The 14,805-nt window shown below is 67.9% G+C and carries 16 protein-coding genes and 3 pseudogenes; 8 read left to right on the top strand and 11 right to left on the bottom strand.

The window, feature by feature from the left end:
• The 3 genes and pseudogenes from JOF55_RS24310 to JOF55_RS00010 all read left to right on the top strand — a co-directional run.
• Nucleotides 1-148 (top strand): annotated as a pseudogene (locus JOF55_RS24310) (site-specific integrase); the annotation flags it as partial.
• Nucleotides 149-162: 14 nt separating this feature from the next.
• Complete coding sequence (locus JOF55_RS00005; RefSeq protein ID WP_310267551.1) at nucleotides 163-330, top strand: hypothetical protein; 168 nt, start codon at nucleotides 163-165, stop codon at nucleotides 328-330.
• Between the two features lie 32 nt (nucleotides 331-362).
• Nucleotides 363-875 (top strand): hypothetical protein, encoded by a 513-nt coding sequence (locus JOF55_RS00010; protein WP_310267556.1) that lies wholly within the window; start codon nucleotides 363-365, stop codon nucleotides 873-875.
• Nucleotides 876-1,307: 432 nt separating this feature from the next.
• Here the strand turns inward: JOF55_RS00010 and JOF55_RS00015 are convergent, their stop codons facing one another.
• Both JOF55_RS00015 and JOF55_RS00020 read right to left on the bottom strand, forming a co-directional pair.
• Nucleotides 1,308-2,741, bottom strand: coding sequence for an MFS transporter (locus JOF55_RS00015; RefSeq protein ID WP_310267559.1), 1,434 nt, complete (start codon nucleotides 2,739-2,741; stop codon nucleotides 1,308-1,310).
• On the bottom strand, nucleotides 2,738-3,601 hold the full coding sequence (locus JOF55_RS00020; RefSeq protein WP_310267562.1) for an alpha/beta fold hydrolase: 864 nt from the start codon (nucleotides 3,599-3,601) through the stop codon (nucleotides 2,738-2,740). The genes JOF55_RS00015 and JOF55_RS00020 overlap by 4 nt, the downstream gene beginning before the upstream one ends.
• Nucleotides 3,602-3,692: 91 nt before the next feature.
• Here JOF55_RS00020 and JOF55_RS00025 point away from each other — a divergent pair, with 91 nt between their 5' ends.
• Both JOF55_RS00025 and JOF55_RS00030 read left to right on the top strand, forming a co-directional pair.
• Nucleotides 3,693-4,622, top strand: a complete 930-nt coding sequence (locus JOF55_RS00025; RefSeq protein WP_374727330.1) for a LysR family transcriptional regulator — start codon at nucleotides 3,693-3,695, stop codon at nucleotides 4,620-4,622.
• A 438-nt stretch (nucleotides 4,623-5,060) separates the two neighbouring features.
• Nucleotides 5,061-5,432 carry a VOC family protein gene (locus JOF55_RS00030; RefSeq protein ID WP_310267567.1) on the top strand — a complete coding sequence of 124 codons (372 nt, stop codon included), beginning with the start codon at nucleotides 5,061-5,063 and terminating at the stop codon, nucleotides 5,430-5,432.
• Nucleotides 5,433-5,453: 21 nt separating this feature from the next.
• Here the strand turns inward: JOF55_RS00030 and JOF55_RS00035 are convergent.
• Together JOF55_RS00035 and JOF55_RS00040 are read right to left on the bottom strand one after the other, a co-directional pair.
• Nucleotides 5,454-5,645: pseudogene (locus JOF55_RS00035) on the bottom strand (transposase); the annotation flags it as partial.
• A gap of 299 nt (nucleotides 5,646-5,944) precedes the next feature.
• The gene (locus tag JOF55_RS00040) at nucleotides 5,945-6,550 is read right to left on the bottom strand and encodes a TetR/AcrR family transcriptional regulator (RefSeq protein WP_310267570.1); all 606 of its coding nucleotides are present in this window, start codon (nucleotides 6,548-6,550) and stop codon (nucleotides 5,945-5,947) included.
• 91 nt (nucleotides 6,551-6,641) lie between these two features.
• On the opposite strand from JOF55_RS00040, the gene JOF55_RS00045 reads away from it, so the two are divergent.
• Entirely contained in the window at nucleotides 6,642-7,544 is a 903-nt protein-coding gene (locus JOF55_RS00045; protein WP_310267573.1) for an aldo/keto reductase, read from the top strand.
• 493 nt (nucleotides 7,545-8,037) lie between these two features.
• Here JOF55_RS00045 and JOF55_RS00050 read toward each other — a convergent pair whose 3' ends face one another.
• Entirely contained in the window at nucleotides 8,038-8,712 is a 675-nt protein-coding gene (locus JOF55_RS00050) for an enoyl-CoA hydratase-related protein (RefSeq protein ID WP_310267576.1), read from the bottom strand.
• A gap of 34 nt (nucleotides 8,713-8,746) precedes the next feature.
• A complete protein-coding gene (locus JOF55_RS00055) occupies nucleotides 8,747-9,400 on the bottom strand; it encodes a helix-turn-helix domain-containing protein (protein WP_310267579.1) in 654 nt (217 codons plus the stop codon).
• 49 nt (nucleotides 9,401-9,449) lie between these two features.
• Between JOF55_RS00055 and JOF55_RS00060 the strand changes: the two are divergent.
• Nucleotides 9,450-9,629, top strand: a pseudogene (locus JOF55_RS00060) (recombinase family protein); the annotation flags it as partial.
• A gap of 141 nt (nucleotides 9,630-9,770) precedes the next feature.
• Here JOF55_RS00060 and JOF55_RS00065 read toward each other — a convergent pair.
• The 4 genes from JOF55_RS00065 to JOF55_RS00080 all read right to left on the bottom strand — a co-directional run bounded on the left by JOF55_RS00065 (nucleotide 9,771) and on the right by JOF55_RS00080 (nucleotide 12,321).
• The gene (locus JOF55_RS00065) at nucleotides 9,771-10,397 is read right to left on the bottom strand and encodes a hypothetical protein (protein WP_310267582.1); all 627 of its coding nucleotides are present in this window, start codon (nucleotides 10,395-10,397) and stop codon (nucleotides 9,771-9,773) included.
• Nucleotides 10,394-10,645: an SRPBCC family protein gene (locus tag JOF55_RS00070; protein ID WP_310267586.1), complete on the bottom strand. Its 252-nt coding sequence runs from the start codon at nucleotides 10,643-10,645 to the stop codon at nucleotides 10,394-10,396. Before JOF55_RS00070 ends, JOF55_RS00065 begins: the two co-directional genes overlap by 4 nt.
• A gap of 112 nt (nucleotides 10,646-10,757) precedes the next feature.
• Entirely contained in the window at nucleotides 10,758-11,480 is a 723-nt protein-coding gene (locus tag JOF55_RS00075) for a VOC family protein (RefSeq protein WP_310267589.1), read from the bottom strand.
• Between the two features lie 124 nt (nucleotides 11,481-11,604).
• Nucleotides 11,605-12,321 carry a GntR family transcriptional regulator gene (locus JOF55_RS00080; RefSeq protein WP_310267591.1) on the bottom strand — a complete coding sequence of 239 codons (717 nt, stop codon included), beginning with the start codon at nucleotides 12,319-12,321 and terminating at the stop codon, nucleotides 11,605-11,607.
• 150 nt (nucleotides 12,322-12,471) lie between these two features.
• On the opposite strand from JOF55_RS00080, the gene JOF55_RS00085 reads away from it, so the two are divergent.
• Complete coding sequence (locus JOF55_RS00085; RefSeq protein WP_310267593.1) at nucleotides 12,472-13,722, top strand: MFS transporter; 1,251 nt, start codon at nucleotides 12,472-12,474, stop codon at nucleotides 13,720-13,722.
• 84 nt (nucleotides 13,723-13,806) lie between these two features.
• Here the strand turns inward: JOF55_RS00085 and JOF55_RS00090 are convergent, their stop codons facing one another.
• Nucleotides 13,807-14,697 carry a DMT family transporter gene (locus JOF55_RS00090; RefSeq protein WP_310267596.1) on the bottom strand — a complete coding sequence of 297 codons (891 nt, stop codon included), beginning with the start codon at nucleotides 14,695-14,697 and terminating at the stop codon, nucleotides 13,807-13,809.
• Nucleotides 14,698-14,805: the final 108 nt, after the last annotated feature.

A 14,805-nucleotide genomic window follows, 5' to 3' on the forward strand; every position in this document is an offset into this window, starting at 1 on the left:
CAGCACGATCCGCAACGACACCAACCATCTGGCGCTTATCCGGGAGTGGTTTGGGCGGCCGTTGTGGGAGATGCAGCCGGCTGATGCCGACGAGTATTTCGGGCCGGTTCCCGGCCGGATTCGCCGAGGTGGTCCGAGCTTGGTTACTGACCCTCCTCGACGGTGACAGCCGCACCCGGCCCCGGTCGCCCGACCGGACTCTACGTCTCCTTCAAGTTCGCCAGGCCGGTCATCGAACAGTGGTCCCTCGACCACGATCACCTCCGGGAGATCACCACCGCCGACGTCACAAACGCGGTCTCGTCTTCGCTAACCCCACCGCTCATCTGAAGGCCGGCCGCGTCGATCCTGACTTGATTCCGTTGACTGACAGCGAGATCCGCGCCATCGAACAGACCGTCACCAACCCAGCGCAACGCCTGATCGTCGCGCTGGCCGCCGTCCACGCCACCAGTTCCGGGACGATCCGACACCTCACGCTCGACGATCTCGACCTGCCCAACCGGCGCATCACCCTCGCAGGCCACAACCAAAGACTCGGCGAGTTGACCCTCCGCGCACTGCGGTCCTGGCTCGACCACCGACGTGCTGTCTGGCCACATAGCCCGAACCGGCACGTCTTGCTGGCGGGCAGGACCGCCCTGGAGACCAAGCCGGTCAGCCACATCTACATCCTGGACGCGATGCGCGACCTCGGCGTCAGTGTCGACCGCATCCGCACCGACCGCATCCTGCACGAGGCGCTGACGGCCGGACCGGATCCGCTGCACCTGTCCCTGGTGTTCAACCTGTCCATCTCGGCCGGCAGCCGATACGCAGACATCGCCGAACGCCTGCTCGACAGCCAGCTCGAACACGACGCCACCGGACAGTGACCGAAGCAGCGGCAAACCAGTTACCGTGAATCCGCCGGTTTCCCGGATCCCAACCGCGTTCAGGCCGTGGGTTCCCGCCGAAGTCCCTGTTGGAGAGGTATCCGACGCACAGATCGAGCAGACGGGCCTGCGCGGCCACGTCACGATCTCGCCCCGGTTCGTGCTGCAACCGCCCGCCACACCTGATGATCTCACGGTGCGGATCGGCCGAGCTGTTGGGCATGATGGCCAGCCCCAAACGGGTTTTCTCGTGGTGTGTGAACGCTGCACGGGCGGATCCAGCAGAGGTAATCCCGTTCGGCACGTGCTGGCTACCCACCAGTCTGCGCTCTGGCCAGGAGACGCCCAGCGTCACGAGAACGTGCAGGGACTGCGCGAACACGGTTCATCACCAGGGACTGGTGATGATGAGGAAGGCAACGAGGAACGCGCTTACCATGCTGGATCATCTAGTTTCTTCGCCGACCTGCTCGTCGTCCCTTCGGGCCTACTTGATCTGCTCCCGGACTGCTCCGGCCCGGAACTGGTCCGTCGCAATCGGAGGGCGATCGATGCCGCGAGCACGAAGACCGCGGCCTCGTAGGACATGGCGTGGCCGAACGCCGCGCTGGCACTGTCCGCCGGCGCGAAATAGGCCATCCCGGCCGCCGTCACCCCGATCGTGCCGCCGAGCTGCTGAGCCGTGGGCAGCAGCCCGGACACCGAACTCGCCGCAGCGCACCGCACACTCGCCAGCACCAGTGCGAACACCGAGGCTGTGAACAGGCCGAACGCCGCGCCACCGGCCGCCAGCACCGGCAGGGCCGCCACGCGCCCGGCCCCGGTGCCGATAAGCAGCGCGAGCGCCATGGCCATACCCGTCAGGACCAGCGCTGCGACCGTCAGCGCCGTCGGACCCAGGTGACGGGAGAAGGACGGGGCTGCCCGGCTGCCCGGGATGGCCGCGGCGGCGAACGGCGCCGACACCAGCGCGGCGGACAGCGCCGAATATCCGAGGGCGGACTGCAGGTGCAGGAACAGCAGATACGTGAACGACGGCACCCCGGCGTTGAAGACGAACACCAGCAGCACGCCCCGCCGCGCGGTCCCATCTCGCAGAACCGACGGGTGAATCAGGGGGTCCTGCCGATGCCGGAGGGTGCGGACGAAGCAGCTGAGAACCACCGCGGCCACGGCGAAGGATGCCCACGTCCACCAGGGCCAGCCTGCCTCCCGGCCCAGCGCGCACGGCAGAATCAGCGCACCGAAGCCAGTGGTGGCCAGCGTCGCCCCGACCCAGTCCACGCGCTGCTCGTCCGTACCGCGCGTACGAGGTAGCAGGGTCGCCCCCGTCAGCGAGACGAGCGTTACCGGCAGCGTGACCAGGAAGACCGCGCGCCAGCCGAGGCCGAAGAGGTCGGCGCCGATAAGCAGCCCACCGACGAGCGGGCCGGCCAGCGAGGCCACGCCCATCGTGGCGCCGTACAGGGCGAGGGCTCGTGGCCGACGTTCCGGGGAAACGCCGGTGTGGATGAGCGAGAGCACCTGCGGGGCGACCAGGCCACTGCCCGCGCCCTGAACCAGCCGGGCCGCGATCAGCCATCCGGCGCCGGGCGCGGCGGCGCAAGCCATCGAGCCGACCGTGAACACCGCTGTGCCCAGTACGAACAGTCGCCGGTAACCGTATCTGTCGCCCAGCCGTGCGGCGGTGACGAGCAGACACGCGTATGCCAGGGTGTATCCGACCAGCACGAGCTGCACCGCACCGGGGCCCGTGCCCAGGCCGGACCGAATGGCCGGAGCGGCGATCTGCGCGATCGTGACGTTGAGCAGCTGCACGAAGGTCGTACTCAGCACCACCGGCAGCAGGAATCGCCGGTCGTTCATCGGACCAGGGCCTCGGCGAGTTCCCGCGGCCGGGCGGCGAACGGGCTGTGGCTGCCCGGCAGGGTGCGGACGGTGAACGGCTCGTCCGGCATGTCCCGGTCGGCCTCCGCGATCATCAGGTCCTGTGCGGCCGTCGGTTGCGCCCGGTCTTCCGCGCAGCGCAGGAAGGTACGCGGGATACGGCCCCACTGCGCCGCGGTCAGCGTGATCGGGGTCGCCGGGATGGCCAGCGGCAGGTCGGGGATCAGCGCGGAGCGCCAGCGGTCGAAGCGGTCGGTGGGCGTGTCGTGGTAATGGGTCTGCCGCAGCTCCTCGACGTAGGAGGGGTCCGGTGAGAGCGGGTCGATCCGTACGGCGCCCAGCGCCTCGGGGTCACCGAGGTTGAGGTCCTGCCCCCGTGCGGTGGCGTTCTCGGGGGCGCCGAGGTAGTCGAAAAACCGGGGGCGGCCTGCGGGGACGAACGCGGAGACGTAGATGATGCGGTCGACCAGCTCGGACGCGCGTTCCGCGGCCAGCGACGCGGGACCGCCGCCCGCGCTGTGAGCGACGAGCACAACACGGCGGTAGCGGCGGACCTTGCGCAGCGTGTCCAGGACGGCATCGGCGCAGTCGTCCATCGTCACGTCGGCGAGCGGCGACCTCTCGGTCAGCAGACCGGGTCGATCGGGCAGCAGGTGCCCGCTGGGCAGGGAAGCGTCAAAGCCGTGCCCAGGCAGGTCAACGGCCACGCTCGCGGCACCGAGACCGGCGAGTACCCGCTGCGTTGCCGCCCACTGCCACGAGCCGTGCCAGGCGCCGTGCACGAGAACGAAGACGGTGCTGTTCAGATCGGTGCACGTGGTGTTCGGGGATGGCGTCATGACTCCCATCCCAGTCGGTGACGACAGCACCATCAAGTGAAAGATATGGAATGCTGTTTGGCGATACTTTTAATGTATGGAATGGAGGATCATGGAAACGCGGCATCTCCGGTATGCGCTTGCCCTCGCCGAGCACGGACACTTCGGTCGGGCGGCCCGCGCGCTGGGCATCGCACAGCCCCCGCTGTCCAAACAAATCGCCGACCTGGAGCGCGAAGTCGGGGTCCGGCTGTTCGACCGCACGCGCCAGGGCGTGCTCCCGACCGGCGCGGGTGAGGCGTTTCTCGTCCGAGCGCGGCAGGCACTGGAGGAGATGACGGCCGCCGCTGTCGACGCTGACCGGGCGGCGCGCGGCGAGACGGGTCGACTGCGCTTGGGGTTCATCGCCTCCGCACTGCTCGAGCCGCTGCCGGACGTCCTGGGCCGGTTCGGCCGCGAGCGGCCCGACGTACGGCTGGAGCTACACGAGATGGCATCCGGCCGCAGCACCGCCGCTCTCATCGCCGGAGAACTGGACGTGGCCGTCACCCTCGGACCACCACGGGGCGCCGGGGCCGAACACCTGGTGTCCGTCCCGGTCGGGCACGCCCATCTGACCGCCGTCGTCGGCAGCGCGCACCCCTACGCCGGCCAGGCGTCCGTGAGCGTGGACCAGCTGCGGCGGCAGCCGCTGATCGTGGCCGCCGGGGAGGACGAGCCCGCGATCGCCACCGGGCTGCGCACCCTACTGGGCGAGGACGCCGCCGCGCTGGACGGTGCGACCGTTGCCAGGGACGTGCACACGATCATCGGTCTGGCCGCCTGCGAGGTCGGCGTGGGCCTCGGACCCTCCCGCATGCTGTCGGCCCCGCGCCCGGGGGTCCGGTTCTGCGAAGTGACCCCACGCACGGCGCTGCCCGACCTCGTCCTGTCCTTCGCCGACCGGAACCGCTCCCCAGTGCTGGGCGCCTTCCTCGACACCGTCCGCAGGAACTGCCCCGACGTCGGCGCCGCGCTCGACCGGCGATCGGGCCACGCATAAGTATCGGATTCGGTTCCACCACAGGGGTGGGACAGTCGGGGGCTACCGCTTCAGTTCAGGCCCGACGCCAGGCGGACTCATCGGCAGCAGAGCAGATCCCGTCCGCGCGGGTGGATGCTCACGCCAGCAAGCCGATCACAAGGACCCGCACGACCCGAAGCTAACACTCACCCCACCACGGCCTCGTACTCCTGAATACCTCCGAGTCGCACAGTGGCAGAGGCTCCAACATCCGGCTGTACCGGCCCGATGGACCACCGACTTCCCACTCCTTCACGGCTCAGGACAACTTCAGGAGCACGGGGTCGACCAGCGCGTTTTCCCGCGCTGCGACTGTCAGGAGCCCCGCAACGGGGTTCGTCAGTGACACTTCCTGGCGAGTGTCGGCGACGTGCGGCACGATCGGCTCGCCTGTAAGCAAGTAGAAGGAGGTGGCGCATGCTGCTGGGGATCAACAAGGTGCGGATCGGGGTCGTAGATCAAGAGCGCGCCAAGCGGTTCTGGGTCGACACATTGGGCTGCGAGCTGGTTCAGGACGCCAGCTACGGTGACGAGCGCTGGCTGGAGGTGCGGTTGCCGGACGACGCCACCCTGATTTTGGAGCGCCACGACGGTGATCCTGACGACGACACGCCCCGGGGCCAACCCAACACCCCGGTCTTTCTCGCCTGCGACGACGTCGACGCAACCTGGCGTGAACTCGTCGAGCGTGGCGTGAACTTCGTGCAAGAACCCACCGATCTCTTCTTCGGCCGCTGGGCCTTGTTCGAGGACGGCCAAGGCAACAGATTCCCGCTGAGCGTCCGGTGACGGATCGGCGGATTCGAGCGGTCATTGCAACAGCAGTGGTCCGATCAGCTCGATCGGCTTGGCGAAGTCTAATTGCTTGCGGGGTCGATCGTTGAGCTCGGCAGCAACGGCGTCGAGGTCGGCTTCGCTGTGTACCGACAGGTCGGTGCCTTTCGGGAAATACTGGCGCAGCAAGCCGTTGCCGTTCGTGTTCTCGTTGGTGCCGCCCTGCCAGCCCCCGGCCGCGCCGCGGACGAACACCACCCCTCCGATACTCAGGTGTGTTGCAACCACCGCATGAACCCGGAGAACCTTACGGACACCCGGCGATCAGTGGTGTGACTCGCCGCGACCTCGACCAGCGGCGTTGCAACGATCAATAGAACCCACGCACCTTCAGTGAGATTTTCACCGTACTAGGTTACTGAGAGAACCCTGGTCAGCGACGTGCCAGCGCATGGCGGTGCGTCGCGCCCGAGACGGTCGGGCGAGGTTGTCTCAGTGGGGGTTCGGCTGTGCGATGGCCGCGTTGATCAATTGGGAGCGCATGTCGCTGTCGGCTTGTTCTCGGTGCGGGGACGCAGTCCGTCTACGAGCAGGTCGAGCAGGCGCTCGACCTGCTGCCGCTGGTCCGGCTGTTGGCAAGCGAGCAGCACCCCGGCGAGGCCGGCGACCACGTCCTCGGCGGAGACATCGTCGCGCAGGCTGCCGGCCGTGATGCCGGCGTCGAGCATGGTTCGGACTGCCGCGCTCAGGTGCTGCCGGGTGTCGGTGGAAGTGATGGCGCCGGAGGCGATTACGGCCCGCAACGTCTCGGCCATGCCCTGCTTGGTGGCCACGAAGTCGGCGTAGTGCCCCATCCAGGCGCGCAGGGCCTGTTCGGGCGGCATCGTGGCGACCAGCTCGTCGGCACCGTCGCACAGGCGGGCCAATTCGTTGCGGTACACCGCCTCGATCAACGCTTCCCGTGATGGGAAGTGTCGGTACAGAGTGCCGATGCCGACACCGGCGTCTCGCGCGATCGCCTCCAGCGCCACCGTCCCCTGCGAGACACGGAAGGCTTCCAGGGCGGTCTCGATAATCCGCTGGCGGTTGCGCTTCGCGTCCGCACGCTCGGCACCGTGAGCACCGTCCGACATAAGTGGAGGATCCTCCGTTTTGGGTGTAAGGTCCGTCGTAGGCGGAGGGTCCTCCGCCTACGACGGACATGCTAGTACGGAGGTAACCGTGATGGCCGAGACCGCGCAGGTGCATCCGAACGGAACCGACGCACCGGGACGCCTCGGCGGCCGGCCCGTGAACCGGGTCGGCTACGGCGCCATGCAACTGGAGAACGCCGAGCGGGAGCAGGCGGTGAGCCTGCTGCGCCGAGCCGTGGAATGGGGTGTCGACCACGTCGACACCGCGCAGTTTTACGGCGACGGCCACGTCAACGAGCTGATCCGCACTGCGCTGCACCCCTACCCCGAGCACCTCGTGGTGGTCAGCAAGGTCGGTGCCGTCCACGACGACGGCGGCCAGTACGGCCTGGCCCCGGCGCAACGGCCGGAAGACCTGCGCGCCAGCGTCGAGGCCAATCTGCGCAGCTTGGGCGTCGAGCGGTTGGATGTGGTCAACCTGCGGCGCCTCGACGGCGGTGGTCCCGGCATCCAGGCGAGCGGGGATCAGCTCGTCGATCTGGACGACCAGCTCGCCGAGCTGGTGGCCCTGCGACAGGAAGGCAAGATCGACGACATCGGGTTGAGCAACGTTACCCAGGACCAGCTCCGGCACGCGCTGCCAATCGGCATCGCGTGTGTCCAGAACTGCTACAACTTGCTCGACCGTTCCGGTGAGTCGGTGCTCGACGAGTGCCGCGCCCACGACATCGCGTGGGTGCCGTTCTTCCCGCTCGGCTCCGCCTTGCCGGGCATGGCCAAAGTCACCGATCATCCCGCGGTGACCGCGGCCGCCGAGCGCGCGGGTGCGACACCGGCGCAGGTGGGCCTGGCCTGGTTGTTGGCCCACGCTCCCCAGGTACTGCTCATCCCCGGCACCACCGACCCCGCCCACCTGGAACAGAACTTCGACGCGGCCGACATTCAGCTCAGCCCCGAAACCGTTGCCGAGCTCGATGAGCTCGGCAACGAATGACCGCAGGACTGCTCCTGATTCACGACCTATTTCATTCAGCGATTCCTTGCGTACAGAGGTTCAGAGCTCGTCGTCGAGGTCGGAGGAGTGTCGCGAACCAGTCGTCGATGTCCGTGCGATCGGATGTAGGGCGCTGTGTTCACAACCCGGCTTCGGTGTCGTCGTAGGCGTCGGTGATGACCAAGGTGTGGGGGTCCAGCCGATCGGCCTGATCGAGGTCGGCCGCCGCGTCCGCCGCGATGTGCTGGACGTGCTCCGGAACCGCGCTGCCCGGGGCTGGCCACGTGGCATCGGTTCTGCTACTGCCGAGCCGGCCCAGAAAGCTGCGTTCTCACTCCGGTCCACAACAGCCCGGTGAGCCCGGATCCGATGGAGACCTTCTTCGCTCCGGTGAGCAGCTCGGGCGGGCAGTGCGGGGGAGTCGAGTCAGTGGTGGTCATCTCTGTCTTTCAGATCAGTTCGCGTGTGTGTTGCTGCCGCGTTGTGCTGATGGTCAGGATTGCGCGGTGGGTTCGGGCGTGCGGAGCGCGGTGACCGCTGAGGCGAACATGGTCGACTTGATCGCCCCGAGCGTGTCGCGGTTCTTGCCCGCGAGGGGACGCACGAGCTCGACCGCCGTGCGCACCACGTCGCCTTCGTCGGCGACCTGGTCGACCAGACCGCGCTCGCGGGCCTGCGTCCCGCCGAAACGCCGCCCTGTCGTCATCGCCTCGACGGCGGCGGCAGGTGTGAGCTTGCCCTGGATCAGCGCGGCCATCCCCGGCGTGAACGGGACGTCGATATCGACTTCTGGGAAGCAGAAGAAACCCCGATCGGCGCGCATGACCCGAAAGTCGTGCGCCAGGGCCAGCATCGCCCCGGCGCCGAACGCGTGGCCGTGCACCGCCGCGACCGCAGGCACGGGCAGCGTCAGCACGCGGGCCAACAGTTCCTGCACGTCGGCACGGTACGAGGCCAGCTGGTCGGCGTGCTCGGTGATCCACTCCAGGTCGAGTCCGTTGGAGTAGAACTTGCCCTGGCCCGTGGTGACGAGCGCCCCGGCATCGGAATGGGCAACCACGGTGTCCAGCGACGCGTTCACCTCGTTGAGCCAGTCCGGTGAGAACCGGTTCTCGTCATCGCCGAGGTCCAGGACGAAGACGCCGTCATCTTCGTGCAACGGGGGCATCGCAGTTCCTTCCTTGTCAGTGGTCGTGGTCGGCTTACCTGTACCTCGGTGGCTCACGATCGAGGATCGCGCGCACGGCCGTTGCGAGACGCGCTCGCACGTCGGCGGTGATCCGCACCGTGCCGTCCGCGGTGACCTGGCTGAGGGCGCGGCGCAGCAGGGCTGTTGGCAGATCCACTACGCAGGTGGTGATCACCTCGACGCTCGGGCCGTCCCGCCGACCCCACAGCGCCGAGGCCAAGCGGCACAGCACCTCGGACACCAGTCTGCGGTCCAACCCGAGCAGCGAGTCGGCGAGCTCCTGAGGGAGATCGGGACCGAGCAACTGCTCCCGGCGCACCGTCATCAACATCCGAGCCGCCGCCGGACGCCGGTCCGCCAACACTGCCGGTGCGTCGGCGGCGGTAACCACCGCATTCACCGCTGCATCGAACCCGGTCGCCGCTGCTGCACCCAGCGCCGCATCGATGAGCTCGCGCTGCAGGTCCAAGAACTCGATCGCGGCCCGCAGCCACATCCGCCCGCGCAGCGCCGCCAACGAGCCGAAGCCGTGGTAGATCGCACCGTTGGGCACGCCGCTCTCCGCCGAGAGCCTGCGCACGGTGAGCCGTTCCGGCCCCATCTCGACGACGAGCCGCTCGGCAACGTCCAACACCTGATCAAGGTCATGTACACGCGGTCGAGGCACGATCGCAGCATAATGGAGCAGGTGCTCCACAATGAAGCCGAGGCACTAGCTCGATCGGCTGGCCCGCTCGGTGCCGGATGCCCGCGCGATCGGCGACGACCTGGCCGAGCGCGGCATCGCGCTGTCGCTGGGCGGGCAGGTCTACGACCTGGCCACCTTCGCCGAGTTCGAGGTCGACCTCCTGCGGATGCGCACCCGTGAGGGCATGGCCGTGGCCAAGGCCCGAGGACCACCGACTTCCCACTCCTTCACGGCTCAGGACAGCTTCAGGAGTCCAGGGCCGTGTGGGCGTGCTGGATGATCGGGATCGTTGTCCGACGAGTGGTGGTGGCGGGTGGAGCGGCTGCGTCCCGGTCGGGGTGTGGCCGTGTCAGGTCTCAGACGTGCCGGCGTTTGCTTGGTAGCTCGGCAGACGCGTCCAATCCAGCTCGTCGACATCGATGCCGAACTCCTCCAGTGTCATGGTCGTCGTGTCTCTTCCGAGCCGGATTCGTCGGATGTGCGTGCCGTCGAGCCATACCTCGATCGTGTCGTCGTTGTCCTGCGCGGTTGTCCGGGCGGTGATGTGTCGCCATGGCCGCGTCGGGTCGTCATCGATTCCGTGGTCCTCCAGCGCTGTGACATCGTTGAGCGTGTCGAACAGCCACAGTGGGGTGACGAACCGCGGTGGTGCTTCGGCGCCGAGGGAGTCGAGCGTGCGCCCAGGGCGGCCGGTCCACACCCGGTCTTCGAGTTGCAGCAGCGCAATGCGGCCCTCGTCGAACATGGCGCGGCGTCCAGCGAGATCGAGGAATCCTTCGGCGTCCAGGCCCTTGGGCAGGCGACGCACGATCGCCCTGGCGAGGACGGGCAGGATCCCGCGGCGTCGCGGCACGGCGGCGTCGAATTTTGCCCGGTTCTGTGCGAAGTCCAGGTGCAGGGTGACGCGTGCCGCACCAGCGGCAACTGTCCGGTCGACCGCATCACGAAGCTGCGTCAGAGGCAGGGCATTGGTCATCGCTCGTGCACTCCTGGGTTCTGTCGTCCCGCAGGGCGGCGCTCCTCGTCGGACTCCACCCCGTTATTTTCCCGCAGGCCGTCTTTCGTCAGCGCCACGGTGAACACCTCACCGACACTGCGGATGCGCTGCCCGGCTGCGGCCTCGGCCGGGTTTTCGTTGCCGTCCCAGAGAGGTCGCCGGGCCGGATCGGTGATCAGCTCACGGACCCGCTGCGCGCCGACCGCGATTGCGGTTGATAGCAGCATGCTTACCGGCACTCCTACTATTCCGGTTTCCTCGATACTTTCGGTGCGGACAACGGCACCAACCTGGCCGGCGCCAGATTGGCAGCCACAGTTGAAGGTGCAGGACCGTGCCTCACGACCGGGCCGGCAGCACGCACAGCTCGTTGCCCGACGGGTCGGTGTAGATCCGCCACGGCAGCTCGCCCCAGTCGGGGTGGAGCTCGCGGCCGCCGCGCTCGGTGATGCCTGCCGCGACCTTGTCGGGATCGTCTCCGGTCTCGAGCCGGATGTCGAGGTGCAGCCGGTTCTTGGCCGTGCCCTTGGGGGCCGGCTCGGGGCGCAGTTCGAGGAGGGGACCTCGCAGCGACGGGTGGCGCAACGTTCGGGGCGCGGACCCGGGCGCGTCGGTCCAGCCGGTCAGCCAGGACCAGAACTCCGCATCGCGGTCCGGGTCGGCGGAGGCGAGTGGGAACGCCGCGATCGGGCCGGTGTCGACGTGCGCTGCCCGGTGCTCCATCACGCAGCAGGAATTGCCCTCCGGGTCGGCGAGCACCGCCCAGGGCACATCGCCCTGGCCGATGTCGAGGTATCGTGCGCCCAGTCCGAGCAGCCGGTCGACCTCGCCGGCCTGGTTGGCCCCGCCGAGGAGGTCGAGGTGCAGCCGCGGCGGCTCGGAGGCCGGCTCGGAAGCGACTCCTGGGAAGCACAAGTCCAGCACCGGCCCGCCCTCGATGGTGAGCCGGGTCTCGACGATGTCAGGCTCGTCGGTGAGCCGCTCACCACCGACCACCGCTTCCCAGAACCGGCCCAGTCGCTGCGGCTCGACCGCGTCGACGATCAAGTTCTCCAGATACATGAACCCACCGTAGGCCGCAGCAAGCGGCGACGATCACACGCCCTCGCTACTTTGCGGCCGGCCGTAGCAACCGGAGCACTGGGCCGACACGAGCGGTGTGCCGCACAGGCCCGCAAGGACAACCTCAGTCCCGTTCCAGGAACGTGCCGCCGGACATTCCGAGAGCTCGGACGGTGTGCAGAAGATGTTCCCGGAGTTGGGTCTTGGCGCGCTCGGGATCGCCATCGCGGATGGCTTCGGCGAGTTGGGTGTGCTGGTGGGTGACGGTGTCTCGGCGGGGTGGTTCGTGGGTGCGGGCGGTGGAGGTGATGCGGAGCTGCCGGTCGCGCAGGGTGTTGTAGAGGTCGGCGACGATGGAGTTGCCTGCTGCGGAGACGAGGTGGGCGTGGAAAGCGCGATCGGATTCGTGCATGTCGGCGTCGGACAGGTCGGTGGCGTCGCAGGCAGGGTGTTCGGTGAGTTCGTGGCCGACCGCGCGCAGCATGTCGGTGCCCTGCCCGGCGAGCTTGTCGATGGCGAAGGTTTCCAGAGCCATTCGTGCTTCCATGAGGGCTTGTGTCTCGGCAGGGTTGACCGGGACGACGAGGGCGCCGCGCTTGGGGTACAGACGCAGGAAGCCTTCGGCTTGCAGCTGCAGGAACGCTTCACGTACCGGGGTGCGTGACATCTGCAGGCTTTGCGCGATCTCTCCTTCGGAGAGGAGAGCACCATCCGGGTAGCTGCCGTCGAGCAGGCCGGCCTTGACGTGCTGATAGGCGCGGTCGGCAGCCGGTGGGGAGTTCGTGCGGCCGGTGCTCGTTCTGGCTGTTGGTTCGGATTCCGGAGATGTTGCGTGCGACACGCGCCCATCGTACTGGCCCACGGCTTGTATCTAAGATGTATACGAGTTTTGGAGGTGGTGGTGCGCGCGACCGCGGTGAAGGTGGACTCCGCAGTTTCGGGATCCGGGCAGACACAGGCTGAGTCTGCGCGTTCATGGCGCGGTGCCTGGGTGGTATGGGGTTTGGGAGTGCTGTGCTACTTCGCGGCTCTGTTCCACCGGGCGAGTCTCGGAGTGGCGGCACCGCAGGCTCTGGAGAGGTTCTCGGCAGGCCCTGCCGTGCTGTCGTTGTTCTCGGCGCTGCAACTCGGTGTGTATCTGGCTCTGCAGGTTCCGTCGGGTCTGCTCGCCGATCGACTCGGACCGCGTAAGGTCATCACCGGTGGCATGATCGCGCTGGCGGTGGGTTCGGCCGTGTTCGGCTTCAGCGGTTCACTGCTCGGCGGTATCGCGGGCCGGATGTTGATCGGTTTCGGCGATGCGTTCATGTTCACCAATGTGCTGCGGCTGGTGGCGCACTGGTTCCCGGCCAACCGGTTCGGCAAGATCGCGGCGCTGACCGGGCTTGTGGGGGGTCTCGGTCAGGTGATGGCCACTGTTCCGCTCAGCGCCGCCCTGTACGACCTCGGTTGGGAGCCGACGTTCGTCGGGGCGGCTGCGTTGACGGCGGTCCTGGCACTGGGGGCTGCCGGAATCATCCGGAACAGGCCGTCGGACACGGTTACTGGTGACGAGCCTGCCGGGAACAATCCCGCCGAGCGGATCGGGCAGGCCTTGCGCACGGTGTGGGCTCAGCGTGGTACGCGCCACTCGTTTTGGGTGCATTTCGTGCTGATGGGCCAGTTTGTGGCGGTGACCGCCCTGTGGGGGCCGCCGTGGCTGACCCGGGCCCAGGGATACGGCAGTGCGGACGCGGGAACGCTGGTGCTGGTGTGTGTGCTCGGGTTCCTGGCCGGATCGTGGCTGGCAGGGCAGTACGTTGCCGGCCGGCCGCGGCGTCGTCAGGCGTGCACTCTGTGGATGTCCTCGGCGGTGGCGGCGACCTGGATGGTGATCATCGGGTGGCCCGGTGTTCTGCCGTTGCCGCTGTTGATGATGGTGTTGATCGTGCTCGGGGCCGGTGGCGGCGCGGCGATGCTGGCGTTCGACGGTGCCCGCTCGGCCAATGCGGCGCACCGGTCGGGAACGGCTTCCGGGGTGGTCAACATGGGAGGGTTCACCGCGGCGGTGCTGATCCAGCTCGGTGTCGGTGGTCTCCTGCGGATGGTCGGGGAGCTGTCGGCGGTGGATGCCTACCGGTGGGGATTCGTGCCGGTGCTGGTTCTCGTCATCGCAGGCACGGTCGGTCAGTGGGTGCGCAGGCTGCCTCGGTGGCAGACGCGGAGACCGGAAGCCGGCATCGCAGCGTTCCCGCCGTCGTGACCGCCACGGCGGCGATCCTCTGCGGAAGTGCTGACGGGTTGCAGTGCCGAGGGGTCCGGCCGCTGTGGGGCAGACCTCGGATGTCTACGGTGTTTGTGTGCCGCTCTCGCCGGAAGACCGATCTTGTTGTTCGTGCTGGGTCGGGTCGAGCATGACCGACTGCGCCAGCATGATCGTTCCGAGTCCGATGAGTGCCGCACCGGAGATCGTGCCGATCAGGAACAGGCCGCTGCGGGCGTGCTCGTCGAACACCGCCAGGCCCCATGCCACCGACACCAGCGGGTTGGTCAGTGTGAATCCCGGTTGGGAGGCAACCAGGTTTCCTGCCTGCAATGCATTCTGCAGCATGAAAAACGAGAGTGGGGCGATGACCGCGACGCCGTAGGTTTGCCAGGTGGTGATCAGGTTGCCGCCGTGGCTGACGGCAGCGCCGATGCCGGCGATCAACGAGGAGTTCAATCCGAATGTCGCCCCGGTCGCGATGCCCAGTAGGGCGGCTCGGTGCTCGTGTCTTCCGTGGTAACCCAGCACCACCAGCGTGATCACCGCTATCACCGTCGCACCGATGCCCAGCGCCCACGTTGCAGCGGGCACGCGCGGGTCGCCGCCGGAGGGAGCCAGGCAGCCGACGAAGGCGGCGAGCCCGGCCGATTGCATGCCGATGGCCAGCCAGTCCCGGCGTGGTATCGGCATCCGAAACGCCCATGATGCCAGGATCAGGGTGAAGGGCAGCTCGGCCACGAGCAGTGGCTGCACCAACGCGAGCTGGGACAGCGAGATCGAGATTCCGTGGAGCAGGAACCCACTGAGCATGGCGAGGATGCCGAGTATCCACGCCGGGCGGCGTACCAGGTCCAGGACCATCCCGACCGAGAACGCGGCCGAATCGGGCTCGTCCTTGGTCGCACGGCGCTGCAGTACTGATGCCGCGGCGTTGAGCAATGCCGCGACGATCATCAGAACGATACCGACCACACCCTTGTGGGTATCCCAGGCTGCGTTGTGCGCAAGCCGTTGGACACGGTCGTGTTCCCGTGGCGGCGGAGACCCTGGTGGTTGCGCGGCGAATCGAGTTCCGGTGGC

Source organism: Haloactinomyces albus, assembly GCF_031458135.1.
GTDB lineage: Bacteria > Actinomycetota > Actinomycetes > Mycobacteriales > Pseudonocardiaceae > Haloactinomyces > Haloactinomyces albus.